Annotated in this window: 30 protein-coding genes; 14 read left to right on the top strand and 16 right to left on the bottom strand. The window is 77.7% G+C overall.

Translation table 11 applies throughout. The features are described 5' to 3' along the window. Positions 1-49: 49 nt before the first annotated feature. Positions 50-772 carry an MSMEG_4193 family putative phosphomutase gene (locus tag AB8M62_RS06290; RefSeq protein WP_369052139.1) on the bottom strand — a complete coding sequence of 241 codons (723 nt, stop codon included), beginning with the start codon at positions 770-772 and terminating at the stop codon, positions 50-52. Between the two features lie 70 nt (positions 773-842). On the opposite strand from AB8M62_RS06290, the gene AB8M62_RS06295 reads away from it, so the two are divergent. Next, positions 843-1925, top strand: coding sequence for a magnesium and cobalt transport protein CorA (locus tag AB8M62_RS06295; RefSeq protein WP_369052364.1), 1083 nt, complete (start codon positions 843-845; stop codon positions 1923-1925). A 39-nt stretch (positions 1926-1964) separates the two neighbouring features. On the opposite strand, the gene AB8M62_RS06300 is transcribed toward AB8M62_RS06295, so the two are convergent. Then, positions 1965-2807 (bottom strand): undecaprenyl-diphosphate phosphatase, encoded by an 843-nt coding sequence (locus AB8M62_RS06300; RefSeq protein WP_369069017.1) that lies wholly within the window; start codon positions 2805-2807, stop codon positions 1965-1967. A 224-nt stretch (positions 2808-3031) separates the two neighbouring features. Next, positions 3032-3436, bottom strand: coding sequence for a primosomal protein (locus AB8M62_RS06305; protein WP_369068982.1), 405 nt, complete (start codon positions 3434-3436; stop codon positions 3032-3034). A 29-nt stretch (positions 3437-3465) separates the two neighbouring features. Between AB8M62_RS06305 and AB8M62_RS06310 the strand changes: the two genes are divergently transcribed. Continuing rightward, entirely contained in the window at positions 3466-3699 is a 234-nt protein-coding gene (locus tag AB8M62_RS06310; RefSeq protein ID WP_373694864.1) for a DUF5703 family protein, read from the top strand. Between the two features lie 51 nt (positions 3700-3750). On the opposite strand, the gene AB8M62_RS06315 is transcribed toward AB8M62_RS06310, so the two are convergent. The 3 genes from AB8M62_RS06315 to AB8M62_RS06325 all read right to left on the bottom strand — a co-directional run bounded on the left by AB8M62_RS06315 (position 3751) and on the right by AB8M62_RS06325 (position 7395). Beyond that, positions 3751-5607, bottom strand: coding sequence for an ABC transporter ATP-binding protein (locus AB8M62_RS06315; RefSeq protein WP_369068983.1), 1857 nt, complete (start codon positions 5605-5607; stop codon positions 3751-3753). A gap of 74 nt (positions 5608-5681) precedes the next feature. Then, positions 5682-6185: a DUF427 domain-containing protein gene (locus AB8M62_RS06320; protein ID WP_369068984.1), complete on the bottom strand. Its 504-nt coding sequence runs from the start codon at positions 6183-6185 to the stop codon at positions 5682-5684. Between the two features lie 112 nt (positions 6186-6297). After that, on the bottom strand, positions 6298-7395 hold the full coding sequence (locus tag AB8M62_RS06325) for a carboxylate-amine ligase (protein ID WP_369052144.1): 1098 nt from the start codon (positions 7393-7395) through the stop codon (positions 6298-6300). Between the two features lie 47 nt (positions 7396-7442). On the opposite strand from AB8M62_RS06325, the gene AB8M62_RS06330 reads away from it, so the two are divergent. After that, positions 7443-7907 (top strand): PPOX class F420-dependent oxidoreductase, encoded by a 465-nt coding sequence (locus AB8M62_RS06330; protein WP_369052145.1) that lies wholly within the window; start codon positions 7443-7445, stop codon positions 7905-7907. 21 nt (positions 7908-7928) lie between these two features. Here the strand turns inward: AB8M62_RS06330 and AB8M62_RS06335 are convergent, their stop codons facing one another. Together AB8M62_RS06335 and AB8M62_RS06340 are read right to left on the bottom strand one after the other, a co-directional pair. Continuing rightward, a complete protein-coding gene (locus tag AB8M62_RS06335) occupies positions 7929-8120 on the bottom strand; it encodes a DUF1059 domain-containing protein (protein ID WP_369068985.1) in 192 nt (63 codons plus the stop codon). Next, the gene (locus AB8M62_RS06340) at positions 8117-9514 is read right to left on the bottom strand and encodes an EAL domain-containing protein (RefSeq protein ID WP_369068986.1); all 1398 of its coding nucleotides are present in this window, start codon (positions 9512-9514) and stop codon (positions 8117-8119) included. Before AB8M62_RS06340 ends, AB8M62_RS06335 begins: the two co-directional genes overlap by 4 nt. 333 nt (positions 9515-9847) lie before the next feature. Between AB8M62_RS06340 and AB8M62_RS06345 the strand changes: the two genes are divergently transcribed. From AB8M62_RS06345 to AB8M62_RS06355, 3 genes are read left to right on the top strand one after another with little or no spacing between them, the layout of a single operon-like run. Next, positions 9848-10981 carry a lytic transglycosylase domain-containing protein gene (locus AB8M62_RS06345; protein ID WP_369068987.1) on the top strand — a complete coding sequence of 378 codons (1134 nt, stop codon included), beginning with the start codon at positions 9848-9850 and terminating at the stop codon, positions 10979-10981. A gap of 13 nt (positions 10982-10994) precedes the next feature. Beyond that, positions 10995-11813 carry a phosphotransferase gene (locus tag AB8M62_RS06350; RefSeq protein WP_373694865.1) on the top strand — a complete coding sequence of 273 codons (819 nt, stop codon included), beginning with the start codon at positions 10995-10997 and terminating at the stop codon, positions 11811-11813. A gap of 56 nt (positions 11814-11869) precedes the next feature. Then, on the top strand, positions 11870-12586 hold the full coding sequence (locus tag AB8M62_RS06355; protein WP_369052149.1) for a pyridoxine/pyridoxamine 5'-phosphate oxidase: 717 nt from the start codon (positions 11870-11872) through the stop codon (positions 12584-12586). A gap of 48 nt (positions 12587-12634) precedes the next feature. On the opposite strand, the gene AB8M62_RS06360 is transcribed toward AB8M62_RS06355, so the two are convergent. Beyond that, on the bottom strand, positions 12635-13417 hold the full coding sequence (locus tag AB8M62_RS06360) for an ABC transporter ATP-binding protein (protein WP_369068988.1): 783 nt from the start codon (positions 13415-13417) through the stop codon (positions 12635-12637). 92 nt (positions 13418-13509) lie between these two features. On the opposite strand from AB8M62_RS06360, the gene AB8M62_RS06365 reads away from it, so the two are divergent. Beyond that, positions 13510-14319, top strand: coding sequence for an Rv1486c family protein (locus AB8M62_RS06365; RefSeq protein ID WP_369068989.1), 810 nt, complete (start codon positions 13510-13512; stop codon positions 14317-14319). Positions 14320-14322: 3 nt separating this feature from the next. Here the strand turns inward: AB8M62_RS06365 and AB8M62_RS06370 are convergent, their stop codons facing one another. From AB8M62_RS06370 to glgA, 3 genes are all read right to left on the bottom strand, one after another. Next, positions 14323-14862, bottom strand: coding sequence for an isoprenylcysteine carboxyl methyltransferase family protein (locus AB8M62_RS06370; protein WP_369052367.1), 540 nt, complete (start codon positions 14860-14862; stop codon positions 14323-14325). 5 nt (positions 14863-14867) lie between these two features. Next, complete coding sequence (locus tag AB8M62_RS06375) at positions 14868-15986, bottom strand: type III polyketide synthase (RefSeq protein ID WP_369052152.1); 1119 nt, start codon at positions 15984-15986, stop codon at positions 14868-14870. 69 nt (positions 15987-16055) lie between these two features. Then, positions 16056-17252 carry a glycogen synthase gene (gene glgA, locus AB8M62_RS06380; RefSeq protein WP_369068990.1) on the bottom strand — a complete coding sequence of 399 codons (1197 nt, stop codon included), beginning with the start codon at positions 17250-17252 and terminating at the stop codon, positions 16056-16058. Between the two features lie 136 nt (positions 17253-17388). Here glgA and glgC point away from each other — a divergent pair, with 136 nt between their 5' ends. The 3 genes from glgC (at position 17389) to serB (ending at position 20878) form a co-directional block, all read left to right on the top strand. Continuing rightward, the gene (gene glgC / locus AB8M62_RS06385) at positions 17389-18630 is read left to right on the top strand and encodes a glucose-1-phosphate adenylyltransferase (RefSeq protein WP_369052154.1); all 1242 of its coding nucleotides are present in this window, start codon (positions 17389-17391) and stop codon (positions 18628-18630) included. A gap of 80 nt (positions 18631-18710) precedes the next feature. Beyond that, positions 18711-19580: an LLM class F420-dependent oxidoreductase gene (locus AB8M62_RS06390; protein ID WP_369068991.1), complete on the top strand. Its 870-nt coding sequence runs from the start codon at positions 18711-18713 to the stop codon at positions 19578-19580. Positions 19581-19621: 41 nt separating this feature from the next. Beyond that, positions 19622-20878 carry a phosphoserine phosphatase SerB gene (serB, locus tag AB8M62_RS06395; RefSeq protein WP_373694866.1) on the top strand — a complete coding sequence of 419 codons (1257 nt, stop codon included), beginning with the start codon at positions 19622-19624 and terminating at the stop codon, positions 20876-20878. Positions 20879-20961: 83 nt separating this feature from the next. Here the strand turns inward: serB and AB8M62_RS06400 are convergent, their stop codons facing one another. The 3 genes from AB8M62_RS06400 to fabG all read right to left on the bottom strand — a co-directional run bounded on the left by AB8M62_RS06400 (position 20962) and on the right by fabG (position 22701). Beyond that, positions 20962-21096: a hypothetical protein gene (locus AB8M62_RS06400; RefSeq protein ID WP_369052156.1), complete on the bottom strand. Its 135-nt coding sequence runs from the start codon at positions 21094-21096 to the stop codon at positions 20962-20964. Positions 21097-21100: 4 nt separating this feature from the next. Then, on the bottom strand, positions 21101-21868 hold the full coding sequence (gene fabI, locus AB8M62_RS06405; RefSeq protein ID WP_369068992.1) for an enoyl-ACP reductase FabI: 768 nt from the start codon (positions 21866-21868) through the stop codon (positions 21101-21103). Positions 21869-21942: 74 nt separating this feature from the next. Beyond that, positions 21943-22701: a 3-oxoacyl-ACP reductase FabG gene (gene fabG / locus AB8M62_RS06410; RefSeq protein WP_369068993.1), complete on the bottom strand. Its 759-nt coding sequence runs from the start codon at positions 22699-22701 to the stop codon at positions 21943-21945. A gap of 122 nt (positions 22702-22823) precedes the next feature. Here fabG and AB8M62_RS06415 point away from each other — a divergent pair, with 122 nt between their 5' ends. The 4 genes from AB8M62_RS06415 (at position 22824) to AB8M62_RS06430 (ending at position 25435) form a co-directional block, all read left to right on the top strand. Beyond that, complete coding sequence (locus AB8M62_RS06415; protein WP_369068995.1) at positions 22824-23294, top strand: DUF3099 domain-containing protein; 471 nt, start codon at positions 22824-22826, stop codon at positions 23292-23294. Between the two features lie 89 nt (positions 23295-23383). Further along, the gene (locus tag AB8M62_RS06420; RefSeq protein WP_373694871.1) at positions 23384-23641 is read left to right on the top strand and encodes a hypothetical protein; all 258 of its coding nucleotides are present in this window, start codon (positions 23384-23386) and stop codon (positions 23639-23641) included. Continuing rightward, positions 23638-24606 carry an SURF1 family cytochrome oxidase biogenesis protein gene (locus AB8M62_RS06425; RefSeq protein ID WP_369052160.1) on the top strand — a complete coding sequence of 323 codons (969 nt, stop codon included), beginning with the start codon at positions 23638-23640 and terminating at the stop codon, positions 24604-24606. The genes AB8M62_RS06420 and AB8M62_RS06425 overlap by 4 nt, the downstream gene beginning before the upstream one ends. Before the next feature lie 76 nt (positions 24607-24682). Further along, positions 24683-25435: an SDR family oxidoreductase gene (locus tag AB8M62_RS06430; RefSeq protein WP_369052161.1), complete on the top strand. Its 753-nt coding sequence runs from the start codon at positions 24683-24685 to the stop codon at positions 25433-25435. 82 nt (positions 25436-25517) lie between these two features. Here the strand turns inward: AB8M62_RS06430 and AB8M62_RS06435 are convergent, their stop codons facing one another. Then, on the bottom strand, positions 25518-25739 hold the full coding sequence (locus tag AB8M62_RS06435; protein ID WP_369052162.1) for a helix-turn-helix domain-containing protein: 222 nt from the start codon (positions 25737-25739) through the stop codon (positions 25518-25520). Between the last annotated feature and the right edge of the window lie 3 nt (positions 25740-25742).

Consider the following 25742-nt stretch of genomic DNA (forward strand, 5'->3'; position numbering starts at 1 on the left):
GGACGGGCCGCCGGACCGTCCGGACCGCCCCGGCGGGCCGCGGGCGCCCTCACGCGCCGGTCCCGCCGCCGACGACGGCGTCGGAGGAGGCCGGGCGCCGCCGGCGGCGCTTGCGCGCGGGCGGGGCGAAGGCGGACAGGTCCCCGCCGGTGTCGTTGACGCGCAGCACGAAGGGGCGCAGCGGCGTGTAGCGCACCGCCGAGACCGAGCACGGGTCGGCGCTCAGGCGCTGGAAGAGGTCCAGGTGCATGCCCAGCGCGTCGGCCAGGACGGCCTTGACGAGGTCGCCGTGGGTGACGGCCGCCCAGACGGCGTCGTCGCCGTGCTCGGCGGCCACCTGCGCGTCGTGCTCGCGCACGGCCGCCACGACCCGGGCGGCCATCGCGGCCATCGACTCCCCGCCCTCGCCGGGGAAGACGGCCGCCGACGGGTGCGCCTGCACGGTGCGCCAGGCCGGTTCCTTGGCCAGCGCGCTCAGCGGCCGGCCGGTCCAGTCGCCGTAGCGGGCCTCCCCGACGCGCTCGTCGACCAGCGGGTCGGGACGCGCGCCGGTGGGCCCGTCCACGGCGCGCAGCGCCTCGGCGGTCTGCCGGCAGCGCTCCAGCGGCGAGACGACGAGGCGGGCCAGCGCGACCGGCGCCATCCGGGCGCCCAGGTCGGCGGCCTGCCGCTCTCCGGTCTCGTCGAGCCTCACGCCGGGCGTCCAGCCGGCGAGGACCCCGGAGGTGTTGGCCGTGCTGCGGCCGTGGCGGACGAGGAGCACTGTCGGCACGGGGGCGAGCGTAGGCGCTGCCCGCCACGGGGTGCCGCCCGGCGCGACGGCCGCCGCGGCGGCGGGCACGATGGCCCGCGTGATCGCCGACGTCGTCAGCTACCGGGCGGGCCGCCCGGACGGGACCGCGCACGCCTCCCCGGACGCGCCCGGCGCGTCCGGCACCCCGGCGCCGGTGGCCGCCGCGCTGGAGCGGGTGCGCGCCGGGGGCGGGCCCGGCGACTTCTCGTGGATCGCGCTGCGCGGGGCGGCGGCCGCCGACGTGCAGGACCTCGGCGAGCGCCTGCGGCTGCACCACCTGCTCGTCGAGGACGCCGTGGAGGGCCACCAGCGGCCCAAGCTGGAGCGCTACGGGGACACCACGTTCGTGGTGCTCAAGGCGCTGGCGTACTTCGACGACCGCAGCGCGGTGGAGACCTCCGAGCTGCTCGTCGTGGTCGGCGAGGGGTTCGTCCTCACCGTCGGCGGGCAGGAGCCGCGCGAGGGGGTGCGCGCCGGGGAGGGCGGCCGCCCCGGCCCGGTGCCCGCGGTGCGCGCGGAGCTGGAGGCGGACCCGCAGCGCCTGGCGCGCGGGCCGAAGGTGGTGCTGCACGCGCTGATGTCGGAGCTGGTGGACGACTACGCGCGCATCGCCGACGAGCTGGAGCGCGACGTGGAGGAGGTCGAGGAGCAGGTCTTCTCCCCCACCCGTTCCAGCGGCGCGGACGACGCGCAGCGCATCTACTCCCTCAAGCGGGAGGTGTTGGAGGTGCGGCGCGCGGCCGCGCCGCTGCTGTTGCCGCTGCGCGCGCTGGTCGAGCGCGAGGACCGCGACTGGTCGGACCTGTCGGACCACGCGCAGTTCCTGCTGCGCGACGTCCTGGACGTGCTGCAGCGCACCGTGGAGCAGGTCGAGGGCCACGAGCGGCTGCTCACCGACGTCCTCAACGCCCACCTGGCGCGGGTGTCGGTGCAGCAGAACGACGACGCGCGCAAGATCTCCGCGTGGGCGGCGATGTTCGCGGTGCCCACGCTCATCGCCGGCGTGTACGGGATGAACTTCGAGCGGATGCCCGAACTGCACTGGACGTTCGGCTACCCGATGGCGCTGGCGCTCATGGCCGGCACCTGCCTGGTCCTGTACCGGGCGTTCAAGCGCTCCGGGTGGGTCTGACGCCCCCGGGCGCCGGTGCGGCACCGGCGCCCGGGCGGCTCAGCCGGGGTAGCCGTCGTTGAAGGCCGGCAGCAGGCCGGCCAGGACGAGCGCGTACACCGCCAGCGCCGCCACGAGCCGGTAGACGACGAAGACCGTGTAGCTGTGCGTGGTGATGAACCGCATGAGCCAGGCGATGACGGCGTAGCCCACGAAGAACGCGACGACGGTGGCCAGGGCCGTGGCCCCCCACGGGACGACGGCCCCGCCGCGCAGCTCGTCGAACAGCTGGAAGAAGCCGGAGCCGACGACGGCGGGCACGGCCAGCAGGAAGGAGTACCGGGCGGCCGCCTCGCGGGTGTACCCCAGCAGCAGGCCCATGGTGATGGTGCCGCCCGAGCGGGAGACGCCCGGCACGAGGGCGGCGGCCTGCGCCAGGCCGAAGAGCAGGCCGTGCTTCCACGTCAGCCGGTCCAGGGTGCGCTCGTGCCTGCCGAAGCGGTCGGCCAGGCCCAGCAGCAGCGCGAACACCCACAGCGTGGTGCCGATGACGACGAACCCGCGCAGCGTGTTCTCGATCTGGTCCTGGAACAGCAGGCCGAGCACGACGATCGGCACGCTGCCGAGGATGACCAGCCAGCCCATCCGCGCGTCCGGGTCGTCGCGCGGCACCCGCCCGGCCAGCGCCTGGCACCAGCGGGCGATGATGCGCCCGATGTCCCTGCGGAAGTAGATGAGGACGGCCAGCTCGGTGCCCAGCTGGGTGATGGCGGTGAAGCCCGCGCCCGGGTCCTGCGCCCCGAGGAGGGTGCCGACGACCGCCAGGTGCCCGCTGGAGGAGACCGGGATGAACTCCGTCAACCCCTGGACCAGGCCCAGGACGACGGCCTCCCACCAGGACATGACGCCCGTCACGGTCCCGGCGGCGGTGTCCGTCAGCACGCGCGGGCACCCCCCGCGTCGATGCGCAGGGTCGTCAGCCGGGAGCGATCGGTGAGCACGCTCGGGACCCTAACGGGTGGGCGCCCTCCGGCCGGGTGCCGACGGGACGAGCGCACGCCAGCCCCGGCGCACGATCACCGGATGTTCACGCACCGCTCGGGCGCGCGCCGCCCGGGCGGCCGTCGTCAGCGCCGGGGCGTCCCGCCGGCCGGCTCGTCGGCGTCCTCGTCGAGGTCGTCCTCGAGCTCGTCGTCGTCCTCGTCGTCGTCATCCGAGTCGTCGTCCGAGTCGTCGTCCGAGTCGTCGTCGTCCTCGTCGTCGAGGTCGTCGTCCTCGTCGGAGTCCTCGTCGTCCTCGTCGTCCTCGTCGTCCTCGCGCTCGTCCTCCACGTCGTCGTAGAGGACGAAGGGCGTGACCTCGTCGTAGGCGGAGTACAGGGCGTCGTCGTAGACCTCGAACGCCTCGGCCAGCTGCTGGTAGGCGCCGGCGACGGCCGGGTCCGCCTCGCTGCGACGGCTGGAGGCCACCTCGAGGTGCCGCTCGAGGGCGGAGACCAGTCGCGCGAGCGCGGCACGCGGATCCGTCGTCATGACCACGACCGTAGCGGAGCAGGCGCACAATGGCAGCGATGGCTCCTCACACCACGCGCACCCGCGACCGCGCCGCCGACGAGCAGTACGAGTACCGGGTCCTCACCATCCCCCGCGAGACCTCCCGGGCCGACGCGCGCCGCCTGCTCACCGAGGAGGCCGAGTACGGCCGCTGGGAGCTGGCCCGCGTGCGCCTGTACCTGGGCGGTGCCCGCAAGGTGTGGCTGCGCCGCCGGATCATCCGGGTCGCCCGCACCGCCTGAGGAGCGCCCGCGCGCCCGACGACCGCCCGCGAGGACGGGGACGGGGACGCGTCAGGCGGTGGCGAACTGGGTGGCGTGCAGCTCGGCGTAGCGCCCGCCCAGGGCCAGCAGCTCGGCGTGGGTGCCGCGCTCGACGATCCGCCCGCCCTCCACCACGAAGATCTGGTCGGCGCCGCGGACGGTGGACAGCCGGTGGGCGATGACGATCGCGGTGCGCCCCTCCAGCGCCTCGTCCAGCGCCTCCTGCACGCGCGCCTCGGAGTCGGAGTCCAGGGAGGCCGTGGCCTCGTCGAGGACGACGACGCGCGGGTGGGCCAGCAGCAGCCGGGCGATGGTCAGCCGCTGGCGCTCGCCGCCGGAGAAGCGGTAGCCGCGCTCGCCGACGACGGTGTCCAGGCCGTCGGGCAGGGCGGCGACCAGCTCGCCGAGGCGGGCGCGGCGCAGCGCCTCGTGGATCTCGGCGTCGGTGGCGTCCGGGGCGGCCAGGCGCAGGTTGGCGCGCAGCGACTCGTGGAACAGGTGCCCGTCCTGGGTGACGACACCGACGCTGCGCCGCACCGACTCCGCGGTCAGGTCGCGCACGTCCACCCCGCCCAGGCGCACCGCGCCGGAGCCGACGTCGTACAGGCGGGCCACCAGCGAGGCCAGGGTCGACTTGCCGGCGCCGGAGGAGCCGACCAGCGCCACCACCTGGCCGGGCTCGACGCGGAAGGACACGTCGTGCAGGACGGTCGCGCCGCCGCGCGGGTCCAGGACGGCGACGTCCTCCAGCGAGGCCAGGGACACCTCCGTCGCCGAGGGGTAGGCGAAGCTCACGCCGTCGAACTCCACCGACAGCGGCCCGGCCGGGGCCGGCACCGCGCCCGGGCGCTCCTTGACGGCCGGCTCCAGGTCGAGGACCTCGAAGACGCGCTCGAAGCTGACCATCGCGCTGGACAGGTCGGTGCGGGCGCTGGCCAGCGCTGTCAGCGGCGCGTACAGGCGGGTCAGCAGCAGCGCCAGGGTGACGATGCTGCCGGCGTCCAGCTGCCCCGCGACGGCGGCCAGGCCGCCCACGCCGTAGACCAGCGCCAGCGCCAACGCCGAGACCAGCGTCAGCGCCGTGACGAACACCGTCTGCAGCATCGCGGTGCGCACACCGATGTCGCGCACCCGGCGGGCCGCCGCGGCGAAGGCGCGCGACTCCTCCTCCGGGCGCCCGAACAGCTTCACGAGGGTGGCGCCGGGGGCGGAGAAGCGCTCGGTGCTCTGGTTGGTCATGGCCGCGTTCAGCTGCGCGGCGTCGCGGGAGAGGGCGGCCAGGCGCCGGCCGACGCGGCGCACCGGCAGCACGAACACCGGCAGCAGCACCAGCGCCAGGGCGGTGACCTGCCAGGAGATGCCGACCATGACGGCGGCGGTCAGGGCGACCGCGACGACGTTGCTGACGATCCCGGACAGGGTGCCGCTGAAGGCGCGCTGGGCGCCCAGGACGTCGCTGTTGAGGCGGCTGACGAGGGCGCCGGTGCGGGTGCGGGTGAAGAAGGCCACCGGCATGCGCTGCACGTGGTCGAACACGCGCCGGCGCAGGTCGAGGATGAGGTCCTCGCCCAGCGTCGCGGACAGCCAGCGCACGCCCAGCCCGAGCGCGGCCTCGGCCAGCGCCACCGCCGCGATGAGCAGCGCCAGGCGCACGACGAGGTCGCCGTCGCCGGCGGTGACGGCGTCCACGGCCCGCCCGGCCAGGACCGGGGTGGCCACCGCCAGGACGGCGGCCAGGACGCTGCCGGCGACGAAGACGCCCAGGCGCCCGGAGCGCTCGCGGGCCAGCGCCAGGACTCGGCGCACCGTGTCGCGGGAGAACGCCCGGCCCTGCTGCTGGACGCTGCTGCGCCACACGGCCGACCACGCGACGCTCTCCATGCTCACGCCGGGGCCAACACCGCGCGCGCGGCGGCTATGCCGCGGCCCGCGACGACCGGCCCGCGCTCACCGGCGGGCGCTCACCAGCCAGCGGTGCCGGGCCCGCCCTTGAAGGGGCCGTCGAGCTCGTCGCTGACCCACCCGCCGTAGAAGCCGCCGGGCTGCGGGCGCACCTCCTCCTCGTCCAGCAGGCACACCACCCGCCCCGGCGCGCAGCCGGCGGGCACGGCGACCGCCCCCGCCAGCGCGCGGTAGGCGGGCACGGGGTCCGGGTACGTCCACGCGGCGCCGGCGGCGACCACGGCACCGTCGGCGTCCAGGACGTCCAGGTAGGAGGCGCGGCCCTTCCACTCGCACCAGCTGCTGCCCGCCGCCGGGCGCAGCAGCCGGGCGTCCAGCGCCGCCGCGGCGACGTAGTACGTCGGCGGGTGGGAGGTCTCCAGGACCCGGAGCGCCAGACCGGAACCGGCGGGGGCGTCGGCCAGGGGGACGCCGTCGACGAGGACCCGCACGCGGCGGGCGGCCGTCTCCAGGCGCGGGGGGCGGGGGTAGTCCCAGACGGACTCGCGGGCGGGTGCGCTCACGGCACCAGGGTGCGCGCGCCGGTGCGCGGGCGCGCGCCGGACCCGCGTGGACCCGCCCGGACCCGCCCGGACCCGCGGTGCGGGTCCGGGCGCGCTCACCCCCTCCCCGGGCTCAGGCCAGGGTCACCTCCGCGGCCGCCCGCACCAGGCCCGCCAGCCCCGCCCCGCGGGCGGTCTGGCGCTGCCAGCGGGCGCCGGAGCCGCGGGCCAGGACGGCGGCCGTGCCCGCGCGGACGGCGTCCAGGTCCCCGGCGCCGGCCAGCGGGCCGCGCACGTGCTCCACGAGCTCGGCGACCACGGCGGCGGCCGGGGCCGGGCGCCCGGTGGCCGGGGAGACCAGCTGCCCGTCCACGCCGTCGCGGGCGGCGCGCCAGGACGTCAGCCGCAGCAGCTGCGGCGGGTCGTCGGGCACGGGCAGGCCGGCGCGGGCGTCGGCGGCGGCGCGCTCGACCAGGGCGCGCACCAGGCGGGCCAGCAGCGCGGCGTCCTCGGCGCGCAGGCACACGTCGGCCACCCGCACCTCCACCGTCGGGTGGGCGGCCGACAGGCGCGCGTCGGCGTAGACCATCCCCTCGTCCAGCAGGACGCCGGTGGCCAGCAGGCGCGCGCGCAGCTCGTCGTGGCGGGCCGCGGTGCCGACGGGGCCGGCGGGCCCGGCGCTGGGCCAGCGGCCCCACACCTGCGAGCGCCAGCTGGCGTAGCCGGTGTCCTCGCCGCGCCAGAACGGCGAGTTGGCGCTCAGCGCCAGCAGCACCGGCAGCCACGGGCCGATCCGGTCCAGGACGCCCACGCCCTCCTCCCGGTCGCCGATCTCGACGTGGACGTGGCAGCCGCAGGTCAGCTGCTCGGCGGCCAGGGCGCCGAAGCGCTCCACGATGCGCTCGTAGCGCTCCCCCGGCGTCGTCCGCGGCCGCACCCGCTGCGGGTGGGTGCCCAGGGCGACCAGCTGCGCGCCCGCCCGGGCGGCCGCGGCGGCGGCGCGCCGGCGACGGGCGCGCAGGTCGGCGAGCAGCGCGTCGGCGTCGCGGTGCGGGGCGCTGCCGGTCTCCACCTGCTCGCGCTGCAGCTCCGGCTCCAGGGCGCCGGGCGCGGCGGCCACGAGCCCGGGGGCGCTGGGGCTGGCCGCCCCGGTGGCCGGGTCGACGAGCAGGAACTCCTCCTCCACGCCGACCCGCCGCGCTCCGGCGGCGCCCGCCCCGGGACCGCTCACCCGCGCGCCGCTCACGCGCGCGCCGGGCACCGGTAGCGTGCCCGACCGTGCCCCGGACCATCGCCACCACCACCCGCGTCGACCGCGAGGGCCTGCTGGAGTTCCTGCGTCCCCGCCACCACGTCGTCCTCCTCACCCACCGCGCCGACGGCTCGCCGCAGCTGTCGCCCGTCACCGCGGGCGTCGACGCCGCCGGCCGCGTCGTCGTCTCCACCTACCCCGCGCGCGCGAAGGTGGTCAACGCGCGCCGCGACCCGCGCGTGAGCCTGCTCACGCTGTCCGACGACTTCGGCGACGCGTGGGTGCAGGTGGACGGCACGGCGGAGGTGCTGGACCTGCCGGAGGCGCTGGAGCCGCTGGTGGAGTACTTCCGGTCCATCTCCGGCGAGCACCCGGACTGGGACGAGTACCGCGAGGCGATGCGGGCGCAGGGCAAGTGCCTGCTGCGCATCACCCCGCAGCGCTGGGGCCCGGTGGCCACGGGCGGCTTCCCCGCGCACCTGGCCGGCTGAGCCCGGGCCGCACGCGCTCCCTCAGGCGCGGGGCGCGGGCCCGACGTCGCGCAGCTGGGCGTCGACCTGCGCCAGCACCGCCGGCGGCACGGCGTCCAGGCCGTGGACCTCGCGGGCGTGGCGGGCCACCTGCGCCACGACGCTGTCGCGGTCGGCGCCGACGAACTCCTCGTGGCAGCCGGGCAGCACGTCCCCGCAGCGGAACGCCTTCACCGGGCACCTCCTCGCGCTCGGGCAGCGGCGCCCGGCTGCCACCGGGCGGCGCTGCGGCTGACCGCCCCGGTGCTGGAGCGGCTGTCCGACGCCAGGTCGAGCACGACGTCCTCCACGCCCAGGACCCCGACGAACCGGCCGGTGGCGTCGGTGCACACCAGCGGGTCGAAGCGGGCCGCGGCGGCGCGGGCGACGGCGCGCACGGCGACGTCGTGGACAGTGTCCTCCGGCGCGAAGGTCACGTCCACGGGCAGCGAGCGCACCCCCGAGGGGGCGCGCTCGTCGGGCACGACGAGCGCCACGGGCACGTCGCGCACGTCCACGACGACCACGGTGGTGCGCTCGGTGCCGGCCACCCCGGCCGCCTCGGGCAGCGAGCGGCTCGTCTTGGTGCGCCGCGCCAGGTCCCCGGCCCGGCGCTCGCCGGGGGCCCCGGGACCGCCGCGCCGGCCCGGGACGGCGCCGCGGCGCAGGTGCTCCAGCGCCCGCGCGGACAGGGACTGGAAGCGCGGCTCCGGGCGGGCCAGCAGGTGCCCCTGGACGAGCGGCACGCCCATGCCGCGCAGCACGTCCAGCTCGGCCGGGGTCTCCACGCCCTCGGCGACCACCCAGGCGTCCAGGCGGCCGGCGCACTCGCCCAGCAGCTGCACGAGGGTGCGCCGCACGACGTCGCCCCCCAGGCCGCGCACCAGCTGCAGGTCGACCTTGACGACCTCCGGGCGCAGGACCGCCATCCGCAGCAGCCCGGAGTGGGCGGTGCCCACGTCGTCCAGCGCGACGACAGCCCCGCGGGCCCGCAGCGCGCGCAGCGGTTCCAGCAGCGCCTCCGGGGCGCAGTCGGCGTGCTCGGTGACCTCCAGCACGACGCCGGCCAGGTCCCCGGCGCCGAGCAGGACGTCCAGGACGCGGCCGTCGAGCAGCGAGGTGGGGCTGGCGTTGACGGTGAGGAACTGCCCGTGGGGGGTGCGGGCCCGCAGGCCCAGCGCGCGGCGCAGGACCAGCGCGTCCAGCTCGGCGGCGCGGCCCAGCGCCCGCGCGGCGTCGAACCAGCGCTCGGGACCGGCCGGGGCCGGCACGTCGTGCGGCCCGGCGCCGGGCGGCACCGGGGCGGGCAGGTCGACGCGGGAGAGCACCTCGTGCCCGGCCACCCGCGCGGCGGCCAGGTCGACGAGGGGGTGCAGCACCAGCCGCAGCGCCTCCGGCGCGGCCCGCAGGGCGTCCAGGCGCTGCGACCAGCCCGCCGCGTCGGCGCTGTCGGCGGCGCGGGCGGCGTCGGCGGGGAGGTCCGCGTCGGCGCTGTCGGCGGCGCGGGCGGCGTCGGCGGGGAGGTCCGCGACGGCGAGGCCCGGCCGGGCCGCGGGTGCGCGCCGGTGGCGGAGCCGGGGGTCGCTCACGGGTGGCTCCTCCTGCTGCGGTGCCGGGCGACGGGTCCGGTCCCGCCGCAGCGGGTGCGCACGGGCCTGCGACGCCGCGGGTCGTGGTGGTGCGGGCGTGCTGCCGGGTGGTGCGGAGCGCCGCCGGTCCTCCCGGCGGTCCGGTGAGCATAGTCCGCCCACGTCCACCTGTGCAGCCAGCTGAGCACGTTGCGTGACATCGCCCCGCCGGGCGGGTGGCGCCGGAACGGTCGGCGGGCTCAAGGCCGGCGGCGCGGGCGTCGATGCCCCGGCGTGGCCCGCACCCGTCGCCGGACGTCCCGGAGCAGCGTCACCGCGAGGGCGCTGACCGCGGTGACCGCCGTCCTGACCGGTGCCGTCGTGCTGTGCGCTCCGGCGGACGCCTCGCCCACCGCGGGCTCGTCGGGCTCGTCGGGCTCGGCCCGCACCGCGGCGCAGGCGCGCGCGGAGGCCGCTCGCGCCCGGGACGCCGCGCGCGAGGCCACCGCCCGCGTGGAGGACGTGCGCGCGGCCCTGGAGCGCCAGCGGCAGGCGGTCACCGACGCCGTCTCGGCCGGGATCCGCGCCGAGGTCGCCGCCTCCCGGGCCGCCGCCGAGGCCGACGAGGCCGCCGGGGCCGCGACCCGCCGCGTCCGCTCCCTCTACATGGCCGGCGGCGCCCCGGTGACGCGCTCGCGCGCCTGGACGGCGCTGCGCTCGCTGGCCGAGGGCGGTGACCCCGTCGCCGCCGTGCGCGGGCGCGACCTCGCGGTCCAGGCCGCCGGCCGGCGCGGACTGCGCGAGCAGCGGGCCGCCGAGCAGGTCGCGGTCACCGGCGGCACCGCCGCCGACGAGGCCGACGCCGACGCGCTGGCCGCCGTGGCGGGCCTGCGGGACGTCGCCGAGGAGTCGGTGCGGATGGCCGACGCCCTGGCCCGCGCGCAGCAGCAGGTCGCGGCGCTGGACGAGGAGGCGGGCCGCCTGCAGGCCGCCGAGGACGCCGCCCGGGAGCTGGAGCGGGCGCGGGCCGCGGCCGCGGAGCTGGCGGCCCGGGCCAGCGCCGGGGCCGCGGCCGTGCACGCCCGCCCCGCCCCGGCGGACTGGGGCGCGCTCTACGCCGCGGGCGCGGCCACCTGCCCGGGGATGCGGACGGCGCTGCTGACCGCGGTCGGGCAGGTGGAGAGCGGGCACGGGCGGAACAACGGTCCCTCCTCGGCCGGGGCGCAGGGCCCCATGCAGTTCATGCCCGCGACGTTCGCCGCCTACGGCGTGGACGGCGACGGCGACGGCGTCGTGGACGTGTGGTCGCCGGCGGACGCGGTGCGCTCGGCCGCCAACTACCTGTGCGCCAACGGCGGCGGGCAGGGCCGCGAGGGCGAGCGGCGCGCGCTGTACCGCTACAACCGCGCCGGGTGGTACGTGGACATGGTGCAGCGCCTGGCCGACGAGCTGGACGCGACGAGCGCGGCCGCCGGCTCCACGGGCTGACTACCCTCGCCCGGTGACCGACGACGGCGCGCGCGCACCCGGCACCCCCGCTCCCGCGGGTCCGGTGGACGTGGCGGGCCTGCGCGTGGACGGTCTGGCGGTCCCGGCCGTGGTGCGCCGCCTGGCCGGCGGGGCCGCGGTGGAGCCGGTGTGGCGCAACGAGGTGGGCGGGACGACCTTCCGCGTCGCCGCGACGGGCGGCGCGCCCGCGCGCTACGTCAAGCACGCCCCGCCCGGGGCGCCGCTGGACCTGCTGGCGGAGGCGCGCAGGCTGGCGTGGGCGGTGCGCTGGACGCCGGTGCCGCGGGTGCTGGACGCGGGCCGCACCGCCGCCGGGGAGGCGTGGCTGGTGACGCGGGCGCTGGACGGCGAGAGCGCCGTGGTCCCGCGCTGGCGGGCGCGCCCGGCGGCGGCCGTGGCGGCGCTGGGGCGCGGGCTGCGGGCGCTGCACGAGGCCCTGCCGGTGGCCTCCTGCCCCTTCGACTGGTCGGTGGCGCGGCGGCGGGCCGCCGCGGTGGGCGACGTGGGCTCCCTGCCGCCCGAGCCGCCGGTGGACCGGCTGGTCGTCTGCCACGGCGACGCCTGCTCGCCGAACACGCTGCTGCGCGACGACGGCCGGGGCGGTGCCCTGGTCGCCGGGCACGTGGACCTCGGCGCGCTGGGCGTGGCCGACCGCTGGGCCGACCTGGCCGTGGCCACCCTGGCGACGACGTGGAACTACGGGCCCGGCTGGGAGGACCTGCTGCTGACCTCCTACGGCGTCGACCCGGCCGACCCCGCGCGGGCGGCGCGCACCGCGTTCTACCGCGCCCTGTGGGACGTCGGCCCCTGAGCGGGCGGCCCGCGGTGCGGGCGGCGGGGGCCGCGGGGCGGCAGTACCGTCGGCTCGTGTCCAGCACGACCTCGCGCCCGCAGCCGCACCCGCCCGCGCCCGGGGTGGACGGGCCGGGAGGCTCGGTGCGCGACTGGCTGGAGGGCCTGCCGCTGCTGCGCGCGGACCCGCCGCCGTTCGACCCCGAGGACGTCCCCGCCGACCCGCTGGAGCTGTTCCTGGCGTGGCTGGGCGACGCGGTGGCCGCGGGCGTGCCCGACCCGCACGCGCTGACGCTGGCCACGGTGGACCCGGCCGGGCGCCCGGACGCGCGCGTGGTGGTGCTGCGCGACGTCGACGAGTCCGCGCTGTGGGTGGCCTCCTCGGCGGTCAGCCCCAAGGGCCGGCAGCTGGACCGGGTGCCGGTGGCGGCGCTGGTCTTCCACTGGCCCCAGCGCGGCCGGCAGGTGCGGGTGCGCGGCGGGGTGCGGCTGGCCGACCCCGAGCGCACGGCCGCGGACTTCCTCGGCCGGCCCGCGCAGGTGCGCGCCGACGCGCTGGTGGCCCGCCAGAGCGAGGCGCTGCGCCACGAGGGGGAGCTGGCCGACGAGCTGGGCGACGCCACCGACCTGCTGCGGGTGGAGCCGCACGTGGTGGCGCCCACGTGGCGGCTGTGGGGCGTGGACGCCAGCCGGCTGGAGTTCTGGCAGGCCTCCCCCGACGGCCAGCACCTGCGGGTGCGCTACGACCGGGACGAGGACGGCGGGCACCGGCAGACGCGCCTGTGGCCGTGAGCGCCCGGCACCGCGCGGGCCGCGGGGGCCGCGGGGGCCGCGGGGGCCTCAGGCCGCGCGGGCGCTGAAGCGGCCGTCGCGGCGCTCCAGGCGCAGCGCCAGCCCGAACGTCTCGCCCAGCCGGCCGGCGGTGAGGACCTCCTCCAGCGGGCCGGCGGCGACCACACCGCCGCCGCGCAGCAGCAGCGCGTGCGTGGTGCCCACCGGGACCTCCTCGACGTGGTGGGTGACCATCACCGACGCGGGGGCGGCCGGGTCGGCGGCCAGCCGGGTCAGGCGCCGCAGCAGGTCCTCGCGCCCGCCGAGGTCGAGGCCGCCGGCGGGCTCGTCCAGCAGCAGCAGCTCGGGGTCGGTCATGAGGGCGCGGGCGATCTGCACGCGCTTGCGCTCGCCGTCGGACAGGGTGCCGAAGCGCCGCTCGCCCAGGTGGCCGACGCCCAGCAGCCCGAGCAGGTCGGCGGCGCGCTCCTCGTCGCCGGGGTCGTAGGCCTCCTGCCAGCGGCCGGTGACGCCGTAGGCGGCGGTGACGACGACGTCGCGCACCCGCTCGCCGCCGGGCACGGCGCGCGCCAGGTCGGTGCTGGCCAGGCCGATGCGCGGGCGCAGCTCGAACACGTCGACGCGGCCGAGGACCTCCCCCAGCACCGCGGCGGTGCCGCTGGTGGGGAAGAACCGGCCGGCGGCCACGGACAGCAGGGTGGACTTGCCGGCGCCGTTGGGGCCCAGCACGACCCAGCGCTCGCCGTCGGCCACCTGCAGGTCGACGGCGTCGAGCAGGACGTTCCCGCTGCGGCGGACGGTCACGGCCTGCAGGTCCAGCACGTCGCTCATGGCCGCGACCCTAGCCAGCGGCCGGCGCCGGCACGCGCCCGCCCGGCCCGCACCCGCGCGTGCCGCGCCGGGGCGGTCGTAGGCTCCTGCGCGTGCTGGACCTGCCACGCTCCGCGCGCCTGGCCGCCTGGGGCACCGGGGTGCTCGCCGGGACCGCCGGCCTGCAGGCCGCGGTGGCCGCCGTCGTGCGCGACGACGAGCCGCACGCGGTGCGCTGGGACGCCACGGCCCCCGACCTGCCGGGGCTGCCCGCCGCCCGCGACGGCGACCTGGCGCTGCTGCTGGCCGCCCTGGCCGAGTGCCCCGGCGCGCAGCTGCTGGTGGTGCTGCCGGTGCCGGGCGACCCGCGGGGCCTGCCGGGCCCGCCGCCGGTGAACGTGGCCGCGCTGGAGGCCGGCGAGTGCGTCGTGGCCGAGGTCGCGGGCAGCGCGCAGCGGTGGGCGCTGCTGCCCGAGGTCGCCGAGTTCGGGTCGGTGTGGGAACCGGGCGCGCACGTCACCTGGCAGGTGCTGGCGGCCGCGCCGCGCCGGGCGCCGGAGTCCTCCAGCGTGGCCGACTCCGAGCGCGAGCTGCGCCTGGCGCTGGGCACGGCCACGCAGGCGCTGGCCTCGCTGGACGTGGCCCGCTGGCGCGAGGACGCCGCCGACCGCATCGCCGCGGTGCGCGACGGCGCGCTGGCGCCGGACGCGGTGCCGCCCGGGCTGCCGCCGCGGGCCGCGCGCGTGCTGCAGACGGCCGCGCGGGTGCTGGCGATCGTGGAGCTGGCCACCGAGGACGACGGCGCGGCGATCACCAGCCACGAGGCGGCCTCGCGGGCGCGGGCGCTGCGCGAGGTGGGCGCCGTGGCCCGCCGGGCGGTGACCGCCGCGGTCAACGCCCACGTCGAGCCGGTGCGCCCCTGAGCTTCAGCGGGCCGGGACGCCCGCCGGCGGCAGGGTCGCTAGGGCCCGCTCCTCGGCCGGCAGCCGGAAGCCGAGCAGCAGCACCGCGTTGAGGACGCTGAAGACCAGCGCGGTCAGCCACGCGGTGTGCACCAGCGGCAGCGCGACGCCCTCCACGACGACGGCCACGTAGTTGGGGTGGCGCAGCCACGGCAGCCGGTACGGCCCGCGGGTGACCGGCGGCAGGCCCGGCACGACGATGACGCGGGTGTTCCAGCGCGGCCCCAGGGCCGTGATGCACCACCAGCGCAGCCCCTGGCTGGCCAGCGCCAGCACCAGCGCGCTCCAGCCGAGCAGGGGCAGGAACGGGCGGTCCAGGAGGACGACCTCGGCCACGCACGCGGCCAGCAGGCCGGTGTGCAGGAGGACCATCGGCCCGAAGTGCCGGCGCCCGCTCTCCACGCCGCCGCGGGCGAAGGACCAGCGGGCGTTGCGGGTGGACACGACCAGCTCGGCCAGCCGCTCCAGGCCCGTGGCCACGACCAGGGCCGTGAACCAGAGCACCGAGGTCACGCGGCCTCCCCCACGGCCGCGGCCGCGCGCGCGGCGGCGGGGCGCAGCAGCAGGACCTCGGTGCTCACCCCGGGGCCCACGGCCAGCAGCACGGTGTCCCCGCGCGGGCCGGCCTCCAGCAGGTCGGCCAGCTGGTGCAGCACCGAGGAGCTGGACAGGTTCCCCGTCTCGGCCAGCGCGCGGCGCGAGCGGTCCAGGTCGCCGGCGGCCAGGCCCAGGCACTCCGCGACGCCGTCGAGGACCTTCGGCCCGCCGGCGTGCACCAGCCAGTGCGCCACGTCGCCCACCGCGAGCCCGTGCCCGGCCAGCAGGGCGTGCACGTCGGCGGGCAGGGCGCCGGCCACCAGGCGCGGCAGGTCGGCCGACAGCACGATGCGGAAGCCGGTGCTGCCCACGTGCCAGCCCAGGGCGTCGGCCGAGTCCGGGTGCACGCGGCTGCGGGTGGCCAGCACGTCCAGGCCCTCGGAGCCGCCGGGGGCCGCGGGCGGCGGCCGGTGCGCGCGGGCCCGCTCGTCGCCCAGGACGACGACGGCGGCCGCCCCGTCGCCGAACAGGCCGCTGGCGACGAGGTTGGCGGTGGAGGGGTCGTCGTGCTGCAGGGTCAGCGAGCACAGCTCCACCGACAGCAGCACCCCCACCTGGTCGGGGTGGCCGACGAGGTGGTCGTGCACGCGGGCCAGGCCGGCGGCCCCGGCCACGCAGCCCAGCCCGAAGGAGGGCAGCCGGGTGACGTCGGGGCGCAGTCCGGCGCGCTGGACGAGCAGGGCGTCCACCGAGGGGGCGGTCACCCCGGTGACGGTGGTGAACAGCAGGAAGTCCACGTCCTCCGGGTGCAGGCCGGCGCGGGCCAGGGCGCCCTTGAGGGCCCGCTCGGCCAGGTCCAGGGCCAGCTCGGCGAACAGGCCGTTGCTGGTGTCGAAGGAGCGCGTCTCGGCGTAGCGCTCCAGCGGCAGCGCCAGCGACCGCTGCTCGACGCCGCTGGCGGCGTGCAGGCGGCGCATCAGCCGCTCGGCGCCCTCCTCGCGCGCCAGCAGGGGCGCCAGGGCGTCGGTGATCCGCTCCTGCGGGTAGGTGTGCGGCGGGAGGACGGGCTCGACCGCGGTGATCCTGGGCACGTCGCGATGCTGTCACCCGCCCGCCGACCCCGCCCGGTGACCACGGCCCGCCCCCGGCCGCCGGTGCCCTCAGCCGGGCAGCACCGAGCGGTAGACCTCCAGGGTGCGCTCGGCGATCGCCGTCCACGCGAAGCGCTCCACGGCGCGCCGGCGGCCGGCGGCGCCGCGCTCGCGGGCGCGGTCGGGGTCGGCGACGGCCTCGGTCAGGGCAGCGGCCAGGTCGGCGACGAACCGGTCGGGGTCCACGGGCGCGCCCGTGCCGTCGTCGACCTGCTCGATGGGCACGAGCCAGCCGGTGACGCCGTCCTCGACGACCTCGGGGATGCCGCCGGTGGCGGTGCCCACGACCGCCGCCCCGCAGGCCATCGCCTCGAGGTTGACGATGCCCAGCGGCTCGTACACCGAGGGGCACACGAAGACGGTGGCCTGCGACAGGTGCTCCAGCAGCTCCGCGCGCGACAGGTGCCGGTCCAGGTGCACGACGCCGCTGCGGGTGGCGCGCAGGTCGGCGACCAGCCCGGCGACCTCCGCGGCGATCTCCGGGGTGTCGGGGGCGCCGGCGCACAGCACCAGCTGGACCTCCGGCGGCAGCTGGGCCGCGGCGCGCAGCAGGTGCGGCAGGCCCTTCTGGCGGGTGATGCGCCCGACGAAGACGACGCTGGGCCGGTCGGGGTCCACGCCGTTGGCGCGCACGAGGTCGCGGCCGGCCACGGGCGTCCACTGCTCGGCGTCGATGCCGTTGTGGACGACGTGCACGCGCTGCGGGTCAAGCGCCGGGTAGCTGCGCAGGATGTCCGCGCGCATGCCGGCGCTGACGGCCACGACGGCCGCGGCGGCCTCGTAGGCGGTGCGCTCGGCCCAGCTGGACAGCGCGTACCCGCCGCCCAGCTGCTCGGCCTTCCACGGCCGCAGCGGTTCCAGGCTGTGCGCGGTGACCACGTGCGGGACGCCGTGCAGCAGGGAGGCCAGGTGCCCGGCGGTGTTGGCGTACCAGGTGTGCGAGTGCACCAGGTCGGCGCCGGCCGCGTCGGAGGCCATCGGCAGGTCCGCGCCCAGGGTGCGCAGCGCCGCGTTGGCGCCGGCCAGCTCGGCCGGCTCGGCGTAGGCGGTGACCCCGGCCTCGTCGCGGGGGGCGCCGAAGCAGCGCACCCGCACGTCGGGGGCGGCCGCGCTGGCGCGCAGCGCCCGCACGAGCTCGGCCACGTGCACGCCGGCACCGCCGTACACCTCCGGCGGGTACTCCTTGGTCATCAGGTCGATCCGCATCGTGGCTCCTGTCGCGCGTCCCGCCGGTGGGGCGGTCACCGTACCGCCGGGGCGCCGCGGCGCCCGGTCGGGGGAGATCGCGGGAGATCGCGCGCGCCGCGTGTGCGCGGGGCCCCGCGGCCCTATGGTGCGGAGGGTGGCTGCTCCGAAGGTCCTCGCGATCGTCCTCGCCGGCGGGGAGGGCAAGCGGCTCATGCCGCTGACCGCCGACCGCGCCAAGCCGGCCGTGCCCTTCGGCGGCACGTACCGGCTCATCGACTTCGCGCTGTCCAACCTGGTCAACGCGGGGTACCGCAAGATCGTCGTGCTGACGCAGTACAAGTCGCACAGCCTGGACCGGCACATCTCCCAGTCGTGGCGGATGTCGAACCTGTTCGGCAGCTACATCGCCTCGGTGCCCGCGCAGCAGCGCGTCGGCAAGCGCTGGTACCTGGGCAGCGCCGACGCCATCTACCAGTCGATGAACCTCATCAGCGACGAGCGCCCCGACATCGTCGTCGTGGTCGGCGCCGACCACGTGTACCGGATGGACTTCTCGCAGATGGTCGAGGCGCACGTGGCCTCCGGCGCCCCCTGCACGGTCGCGGCGATCCGCCAGCCGATCTCGCTGGCCGACCAGTTCGGGGTCATCCAGACCGCCCACGACGGCAGCGGCCGCATCGAGCAGTTCCTGGAGAAGCCGAAGAACCCGCAGGGCCTGGACGACGCGCCCGACCAGGTGCTGGCCTCGATGGGCAACTACGTCTTCGACGCCGAGGCGCTCGTGGACGCGGTCACGCGCGACGCGGACGAGCAGGACTCCAAGCACGACATGGGCGGCGACATCGTCCCCGACTTCGTCGAGCGGGGGCTGGCGAACGTCTACGACTTCAAGGACAACGACGTCCCCGGCGCCACCGACCGCGACCGCGCGTACTGGCGCGACGTGGGGACGATCGACAGCTACTTCGAGGCCCAGATGGACCTCATCTCGGTGATGCCGGTCTTCAACCTCTACAACTACGACTGGCCGATCATCGCCGCGCAGGACTTCTTCCCGCCGGCGAAGTTCGTGCACGGCTGGCAGGGCACCTACGGGCACGCGGTGAACTCCATCATCTCCGGCGGCACCGTCGTCTCCGGTGCGCTGGTGGAGAAGTCGGTGGTCTCGCCGAACGTGCGGCTGGACTCCTGGGGGCACGTCAGCGAGTCGGTGCTGATGGACGGGGTGCGGATCGGCCGGCACGCCGTGGTGCAGCGGGCCATCGTCGACAAGTTCGTCGAGGTCCCCGACGACGCCCGCATCGGGGTGGACCCGGAGGAGGACCGCGCCCGCGGGTTCACCGTCACCGAGTCCGGCATCACCGTCGTCGGCAAGGGGCAGGTCGTGCGCCCCTGAGGCGGCGCCCCCACCCGTCGCACCCGCGCGTCGCGCCCGGCCCCTCGCGGGCGGGCGCGCCGTGCGGCAGAGTCGGCGCCATGACCTCCGACACCGCGGGGACCGACACGTCCTCCGCCAGCTCGACCGCCGCCAGCGCCGCCGCCGCCGACCCGCGCCCGGTGCGGATCGGGGTGCAGGTGCAGCCCCAGCACGCCGACTACCCGGCCATCCGCGCCGCCGCCGCGCGCGCCGAGGAGCTCGGCGTGGACGTCCTGCTGAACTGGGACCACTTCTACCCGCTGTACGGCGAGCCCGAGGGCCTGCACTTCGAGTGCTGGACGATGCTCGCCGCCTGGGCCGAGGCCACCGAGCGCGTGGAGCTGGGCGCCCTGGTGACCTGCAACAGCTACCGCAACCCCGAGCTGCTGGCCGACATGGCCCGCACGGTGGACCACGTCTCCGCCCACGACAGCGGCACCGGGCGCCTCATCCTCGGCATCGGTTCGGGCTGGTTCCAGAAGGACTACGACGAGTACGGCTACGAGTTCGGCACCGCCGGCGGCCGCCTGGACAAGCTGCGCGAGGACCTGCCGCGCATCGAGGCGCGCTGGGCGAAGCTGAACCCGGCGCCCACCCGCGACATCCCCGTCCTCATCGGCGGCGGCGGGGAGCAGAAGACGCTGCGCATCGTCGCCCGGCACGCCGACGTGTGGCACGGCTTCGGCGACGTGGACACCTTCGCCCGCAAGTGCGCCGTCCTGGACGAGCGGTGCGCCGAGATCGGCCGCGACCCGCTGGAGGTGGAGCGCTCGATCGGCCTGGACTCCGGCGCCGACCCGGCGCAGGTGGGCGACGCCTACCACGCGGCCGGTGCCCGGTTCATCACCGTCTCGACGGGTGGGCCGGACTTCGACATGGGCGCGGTGCGCGACTGGCTGGCCTGGCGGGACGAGAAGAACCGCGGCTGAGCGCGGGCGGGCGGCGGGCGCGTCGCCGGTACGGTGACCGCGTGCCGGCGACCACCCCCCCGTCCCCCGCGACCGCGCCCTCCCCCGGCACCGCGCCGGGCACCGCGCGCACCGTCCTGGTCACCGTCACCGGCGCGGACCGCCCCGGGGTGACCTCGGCGCTGTTCCGGGCGCTGACCCCCACGGGGGCCGAGGTCCTGGACGTCGAGCAGGTCGTCGTCGGCGGCCACCTGACCCTGTCGGCGCTGGTGACCTGCCCCGGCGAGGGGGTCGTGGAGGCGGCCGTGGCGGACCTGGCCGGTGCCGGCCTGGCCGTCAGCGCGACCGCCTCGCCCGGCGAGCCGCCGCGCCGGCCGCAGCGCCTGCACGTGACGCTGCTGGGCGCGCCGCTGCTGCCAGCGGCCGTGGCGCACGTGACGGCCGTGCTGGCCGAGCGCGGCGCGAACGTGGACCGCATCCGGCGGATGGGCCGCCACCCCGTCACCAGCGTGGAGCTGGACGTGTCCACCGACGGCACCGCCGCCGACCTGCGCGACCTGCGCCGCACGCTGGCGCGCGAGGCGGGCCGGCACGGCCTGGACGCGGCCGTCTCCCCCGGCGGCCTGGCGCGCCTGGGCCGGCGCCTGGTCGTGATGGACGTGGACTCCACCCTCATCCGCCAGGAGGTCATCGAGCTGCTGGCCGCCCACGCCGGGCGCGAGGCGGAGGTGGCCGCCGTCACCGAGCGCGCCATGCGCGGGGAGCTGGACTTCGCCGCCTCGCTGCGCGAGCGGGTGGCGTGCCTGGAGGGCCTGTCGGTGGACGTGGTGGAGGAGGTGCGCCGCGCCGTCCAGCTGACCCCGGGGGCGCGCACCCTGTGCCGCACCCTGCACCGGCTCGGCTTCACCCTGGCGCTGGTCTCCGGCGGGTTCCTGGAGGTCGTGGGGCCGCTGGCCGCCTCGCTGGGCATCGCGCACGTGCGGGCCAACCGGCTGCAGGTGGTGCACGGCACGTTCACCGGCCGGGTCCTGGGGCCCGTGGTGGACCGCGCCGCCAAGGCCGCGGCGCTGCGCGAGTTCGCCGCCGCGGAGGGCGTGCCGCTGGCGCGCACCGTGGCGATCGGCGACGGCGCCAACGACCTGGACATGATCGACGCGGCCGGGCTGGGCATCGCCTTCAACGCCAAGCCGGTCGTGCGCGAGCAGGCCGACGCCGCGCTCAACGTGCCCTACCTGGACGCGGTGCTGCCGCTGCTGGGGATCACCCGCGAGGACGTGGAGGACGCCGACGCCGCCGAGGGCCTGCTGTCGGAGGGCTGAGCCCGCGGCACGCACGGCGACGGGCCGCACCCCGGCGGGGGTGCGGCCCGTGCGCACGCCGCGCCGGCGGGTGCGCCGGTCGCTCAGCCGCGGCCGGCGGCCCAGCTGGCCAGGGCCGCGAAGGCGAGGATGACGGCCATCATCACCAGCGCCAGCCGCACGCCCCGCCCGCCACCGGACCCCCGCCGGCCGTCGGGGCCGCCCGCCGGTGCGCTCACGGTCTCAGGACCCCATGGCGTGGAAGCCGCCGTCGACGTGGATCATCTCGCCCGTCGTGGCCGGGAACCAGTCCGACATCAGCGCCAGCGCGGCGCGCGCCGGCGGCTCGGTGTCCGTGACGTCCCAGCCCAGCGGGGAGCGCTCGCCCCAGGTGCTCTCCAGGGTCTCGAACCCGGGGATCGAGGTGGCGGCCGTGGTGCGCAGCGGGCCGGCGGAGACGACGTTGACGCGCACGCCCTTCGGTCCCAGGTCGCGGGCCAGGTAGCGGGCGGTGGACTCGAAGGCGGCCTTGGCCACGCCCATCCAGTCGTAGACCGGCCAGGCGACGCGGGCGTCGAACGTCAGGCCCACGACGCTGCCGCCGTCCTGCATCAGCGGCAGGGCGGCCACGCTGAGGGACTTCAGCGAGAACGCGGAGACCTGCACGGCCGTGGCCACCGAGGACCACTCGGTCTTGAGGAAGTTGCCGCCCAGGGCGTCCTGGGGGGCGAAGCCGATGGAGTGCAGCACGCCGTCGAGGCCGTCCACGTGCTCGCGCACGCGCTCGGGCAGGGCGGCGAGGTCCCCGTCGCTGGTGACGTCGAGCTCGACGACGGGCGCGGGCTGCGGCAGCCGCCGGGCGATCGTCTGGGTGATCTTCATCTGCCGGCCGAAGGAGGACAGCACGACCTGCGCGCCCTCCTCCTGGGCCACCCGGGCGACGCCGAAGGCGATCGAGCGGTCGGTCAGCACACCGGTGACGAGCAGTCGCTTGCCGTCCAGCAGGCCCATGGGTGTCTCCTCGGGGTCGGGGGTGGGGCGTGGTGCGGTCGTGGTGCGGTCGTGGCGGGCGGTCCGGGCCCGGCTCAGTGGCCCATGCCCAGGCCGCCGTCGACGGGCAGCACGGCGCCGTTGACGTACCCCGCGCCGGCCAGGAACAGCACGGCGGAGGCGACGTCCTCGGCGGTGCCGAAGGTGCCGGCGGGGATGCGCGCCCGGTAGTCGGCGGCGGTGGCCTCGGGCAGGGCGCGGGTCATGTCGGTGTCGATGAAGCCGGGGGCCACGACGTTGGCGGTGATGCCGCGCCCGCCCAGCTCGCGGGCGATGGAGCGGGCCAGGCCGACCATGCCGGACTTGCTGGCGGCGTAGTTGGTCTGCCCGGGCGAGCCGTAGAGGCCCACGACGCTGGAGACGAAGACGATGCGGCCCCGCTTGGCGCGCACCATGCCGCGCACGGCGCGGCGGGCGCAGCGCCACGCACCGGCCAGGTTGGTGTCGACGACGGCGTCGAACTCCTCGTCGCTCATCCGCATGAGCAGCTGGTCGCGGGTGGCGCCGGCGTTGGCGACGAGCACCTCGACGGGCCCGTGGGCCTCCTCGACGGCCGCGAAGGCCGCGTCGAGGGAGGCGGGGTCGGTGACGTCGGCGCGCACGCCGAGCAGGCCCTCGGGGGCCTCGCCGGAGCGGGTGGTGACGGCGACGCGGTCACCGGCGGCGGCGAAGGCGCGCGCGACGGCCAGGCCGATCCCGCGGTTGCCGCCCGTCACGAGGACGCTGCGGCCCGTGGCCGCGGGCCGTCCCGTCGGAGCGTCGGTGGTCTGCGGGGCGTCAGCGGCGTCGGGCACGGGGACGAAAGCTAACGCATCGCGCGCGGCGACCGGCCCGGCGGGCGTCTGGTGCGTCACACCGGGACCCCGGACCCTTCCCAGCGGGCGCGCACCGCGCGAGTACGACGTACCGTAGTCCGGTGCCTGCGCACCCCCGCCCGACCGGGCGCCCCGCGGACCACGCCCACAGCACCGGACACGGTGACGGCGTCTACCGCATCACCGCAGCACCCACCTCGCTCACGGACGACCTGGGTGTCCGCTACCGCAAGTACGTCATCTCGATGGTCATCCGGACGGCGTGCTTCCTGATCTTCGTCTTCCTCGAGCACTGGACCCGCTGGCTGTTCGTGGCGGGCGCGGTGTTCCTGCCCTACGTGGCCGTCGTGCTGGCCAACGCGGGCCGCGAGAGCCGCGGTCCGCGGCCGGAGTCCTTCGACATCACCCCGCCGCGACCGCTGGACCTGCCGGCGATCGAGGCGCGCATCACCGAGGTGCGCCCCCGCGAGCCTGGCGACGCGCACCCCGGCGGGCGCACCGCGGGTGACCCCGGCGGCGCGCGCGGTGACGACGGGCGCGCGCCGTGGGCGCAGCGCCCCACGGGCACCTGAACCCGGCCCCCCGCCGGGCCGTGGCGACGGTGTCCACCGCGCCCGCGCGGTGCGAGACTGGGCCGGTGGACACGCCGCGCGCTCCCGAGGTGCTCCCCCGGCCCACGACCCGGCGCTACGCCGGCGCCGGTGAGCCCGGTCACGAGCCGCCGTCCGACCTGGTGTGCAGCGCGAAGGGGTGCACCGCCGGTGCCGCCTTCGGCCTGCAGTGGAACAACCCCAGCCTGCACACGCCCGAGCGCCGCAAGACGTGGCTGGCGTGCGGGGAGCACCGCGAGCACCTGTCGCGCTTCCTGGGCGCGCGCGGGTTCCTGCGCGAGGTCGTGGACGTGACCGACCTGACGTGAGCGCGAGCACCACCCCCGCCGGTCCCCCCACCGGCCGCACGAGCGCGCCCGGCGCGCGGCCGCCCGCTCCGCGGCCCGTGCTGGCGCTGCTGCGCGAGCCGCGCTGGGTGCGCGGGCTGGTCCTGGCCCTCGTCGTGGCCGTGGCCTGCGTGGTGCTGGGGCAGTGGCAGTGGCACCGGCGCGCCGAGCGCACCGAGCGCAACGCCCCGCTGGTGGGCAACTACGACCGCGACCCCGTCGCCGTGGACGAGGTGCTGCCCGCGGACGGCGCGCCGCTGGCCGCGGCGGACACGTGGACCCCGGTGCGGGTGCGCGGCGAGTACGCGGCCGGCTCGACGGTGCTGGTGCGCAACCGCCCGCGCGAGGAGGCCGCCGGCTACGAGGTGCTGGTGCCGCTGGTCCTGGACGACGGCACGGTCCTGGTCGTGGACCGCGGCTGGCTGCCGGCCGGCAGCACGAGCGAGGCGCCCGACGCCGTGCCCGCCCCGCCGGCCGGGCGCGTGGAGGTGGTGGCGCGGGTGCGCGCCTGGGAGGAGCCGCGCGACCGCGCCGCGCCGCCGGGCCAGGTGGCGACCATCGCGGCCGGTCCGGTGGCCGAGCAGGTCGGTGCGGCGGGGGCGGGGGGCCTGCGCGGCGGGTACGCGCTGCTGGCCTCGGAGTCACCCTCCCCCGGCGGCGCGGCACCGCTGCCGCCGGCGCGCCCGCAGGTCGACGAGGGACCGCACCTGGCCTACACGTTCCAGTGGTACGGCTTCGCGCTCACGGCGCTGGTGGTGTGGGTGGTGGCCGGGCGCCGCGAGCAGCGGGCGCGGGCCCTGACGGGCGCGCCCGCCGGGCCGCGGGACGGCGGTGGGACCCGCCCCGGCGAGCGCGCCGGGGGCCGGCCGGGCCGCCGCGAGCGGCGGGGCGTCGACGAGGAGGCGGAGGACGCGGAGGTCGAGCAGGCCTCGCGGCCGGTGCGCTGAGGACCTGCCTCACCTGATCGGCGCAGCGCCGATCATGCTGTGTGTATCACCAGCCACTCTGCGCAACAATGTCCGCATGGACTTGGGCCTCAGCGACCGCGTGTACATCGTCTCCGGAGCCTCGACCGGCCTGGGGCTCTCGTGCGCGCGCCTGCTCGCCGACGAGGGGGCCCTGCTGGTCCTGCACGCCGTGGACGAGGACGAGCTGGCCGCGGCCGCCCCGTCCATCGGCCACCCCGACCGGGTGCTGCTGGTGCCCGGCGACATCTCCGAGCCCGGCACCGAGACCCGCCTGGTCGCCGCCGCCAACGCCCGCTTCGGCCGGCTGGACGGCGCCGTGGTCTCCTGCGGGGCCCCGCCCAGCTCCAGCGTGCTGGAGGCCGACGACGCCGCCTGGCGCGCGGGGTTCGAGTCCGGCCTGCTCGGGCCGCTGCGGCTGGCGCGCTCCGTGGGGCGCGCGGCCACCGGTGAGGGCGCCTCGATGGTGCTGCTGCTGTCGGCCGGCGTGCGCGCGCCGGAGGCGGGCGCCGGGGTGGCCAACGGGCTGCGCCCCGGCCTGGCGATGGCCGCCAAGGCGCTGGCCGACGAGCTCGGCCCGCGCGGGGTGCGGATCAACTCCCTGCTGGCCGGGCACGTCGAGGCCTCCAGCCCGCTGGAGCTGGAGGAGACGCCGGCCGAGGACGCCGGCGCCCTGGAGGCCGTGCCGCTGCGCCGCGCCGGACTGCCCGACGAGTTCGCGCGGGCGGCCGTCTTCCTGCTGTCCCCCGCCGCCTCCTACGTCACGGGGACGTCGCTCAGCGTCGACGGTGGGGCCGGCCGCTCGCTGTGAGCGGCCGGCCCGGAGGACCCGGCCGTCGGCGACGAGCGGCCGGGTCCCCGTGCCCGCGGGCCGAGCGGCCCGCGGTCGGCGGTCAGCTGCTCGCTGCCCGCCGCCCGCGGGTCGCCCCGCCCCTGCTGCGCAGCGCCACGTCGCTCTCGCTGAGCAACCGGTGCACGAACCCGTACGAGCGTCCGGACTCCTCGGCGAGCGCCCTGATGCTCTTGCCCTCCGAGTAGCCCTTCGTCAGCTCCGCGGCGAGCTGCTCGCGCTCGGCACCGCTCAGCCGGGTTCCCCTCTTGACCGTCTCGGCCACCGT

The sequence above is a fragment of the Kineococcus terrestris genome (genome assembly GCF_041020755.1).
Taxonomy (GTDB): Bacteria; Actinomycetota; Actinomycetes; order Actinomycetales; family Kineococcaceae; genus Kineococcus; species Kineococcus terrestris.

What these genes read in the sequence shown, in the direction of transcription:
- AB8M62_RS06295 (WP_369052364.1), top strand. Translation starts at nt 843, where the DNA reads ATGGCCCGCGTGATCGCCGACGTCGTCAGCTACCGGGCGGGCCGCCCG.
- AB8M62_RS06300 (WP_369069017.1), bottom strand. Translation starts at nt 2,807, where the DNA reads ATGTCCTGGTGGGAGGCCGTCGTCCTGGGCCTGGTCCAGGGGTTGACG.
- AB8M62_RS06305 (WP_369068982.1), bottom strand. Translation starts at nt 3,436, where the DNA reads ATGACGACGGATCCGCGTGCCGCGCTCGCGCGACTGGTCTCCGCCCTC.
- AB8M62_RS06310 (WP_373694864.1), top strand. Translation starts at nt 3,466, where the DNA reads ATGGCAGCGATGGCTCCTCACACCACGCGCACCCGCGACCGCGCCGCC.
- AB8M62_RS06360 (WP_369068988.1), bottom strand. Translation starts at nt 13,417, where the DNA reads ATGAGCGACGTGCTGGACCTGCAGGCCGTGACCGTCCGCCGCAGCGGG.
- glgA (WP_369068990.1), bottom strand. Translation starts at nt 17,252, where the DNA reads ATGCGGATCGACCTGATGACCAAGGAGTACCCGCCGGAGGTGTACGGC.
- AB8M62_RS06390 (WP_369068991.1), top strand. Translation starts at nt 18,711, where the DNA reads ATGACCTCCGACACCGCGGGGACCGACACGTCCTCCGCCAGCTCGACC.
- fabI (WP_369068992.1), bottom strand. Translation starts at nt 21,868, where the DNA reads ATGGGCCTGCTGGACGGCAAGCGACTGCTCGTCACCGGTGTGCTGACC.
- AB8M62_RS06430 (WP_369052161.1), top strand. Translation starts at nt 24,683, where the DNA reads ATGGACTTGGGCCTCAGCGACCGCGTGTACATCGTCTCCGGAGCCTCG.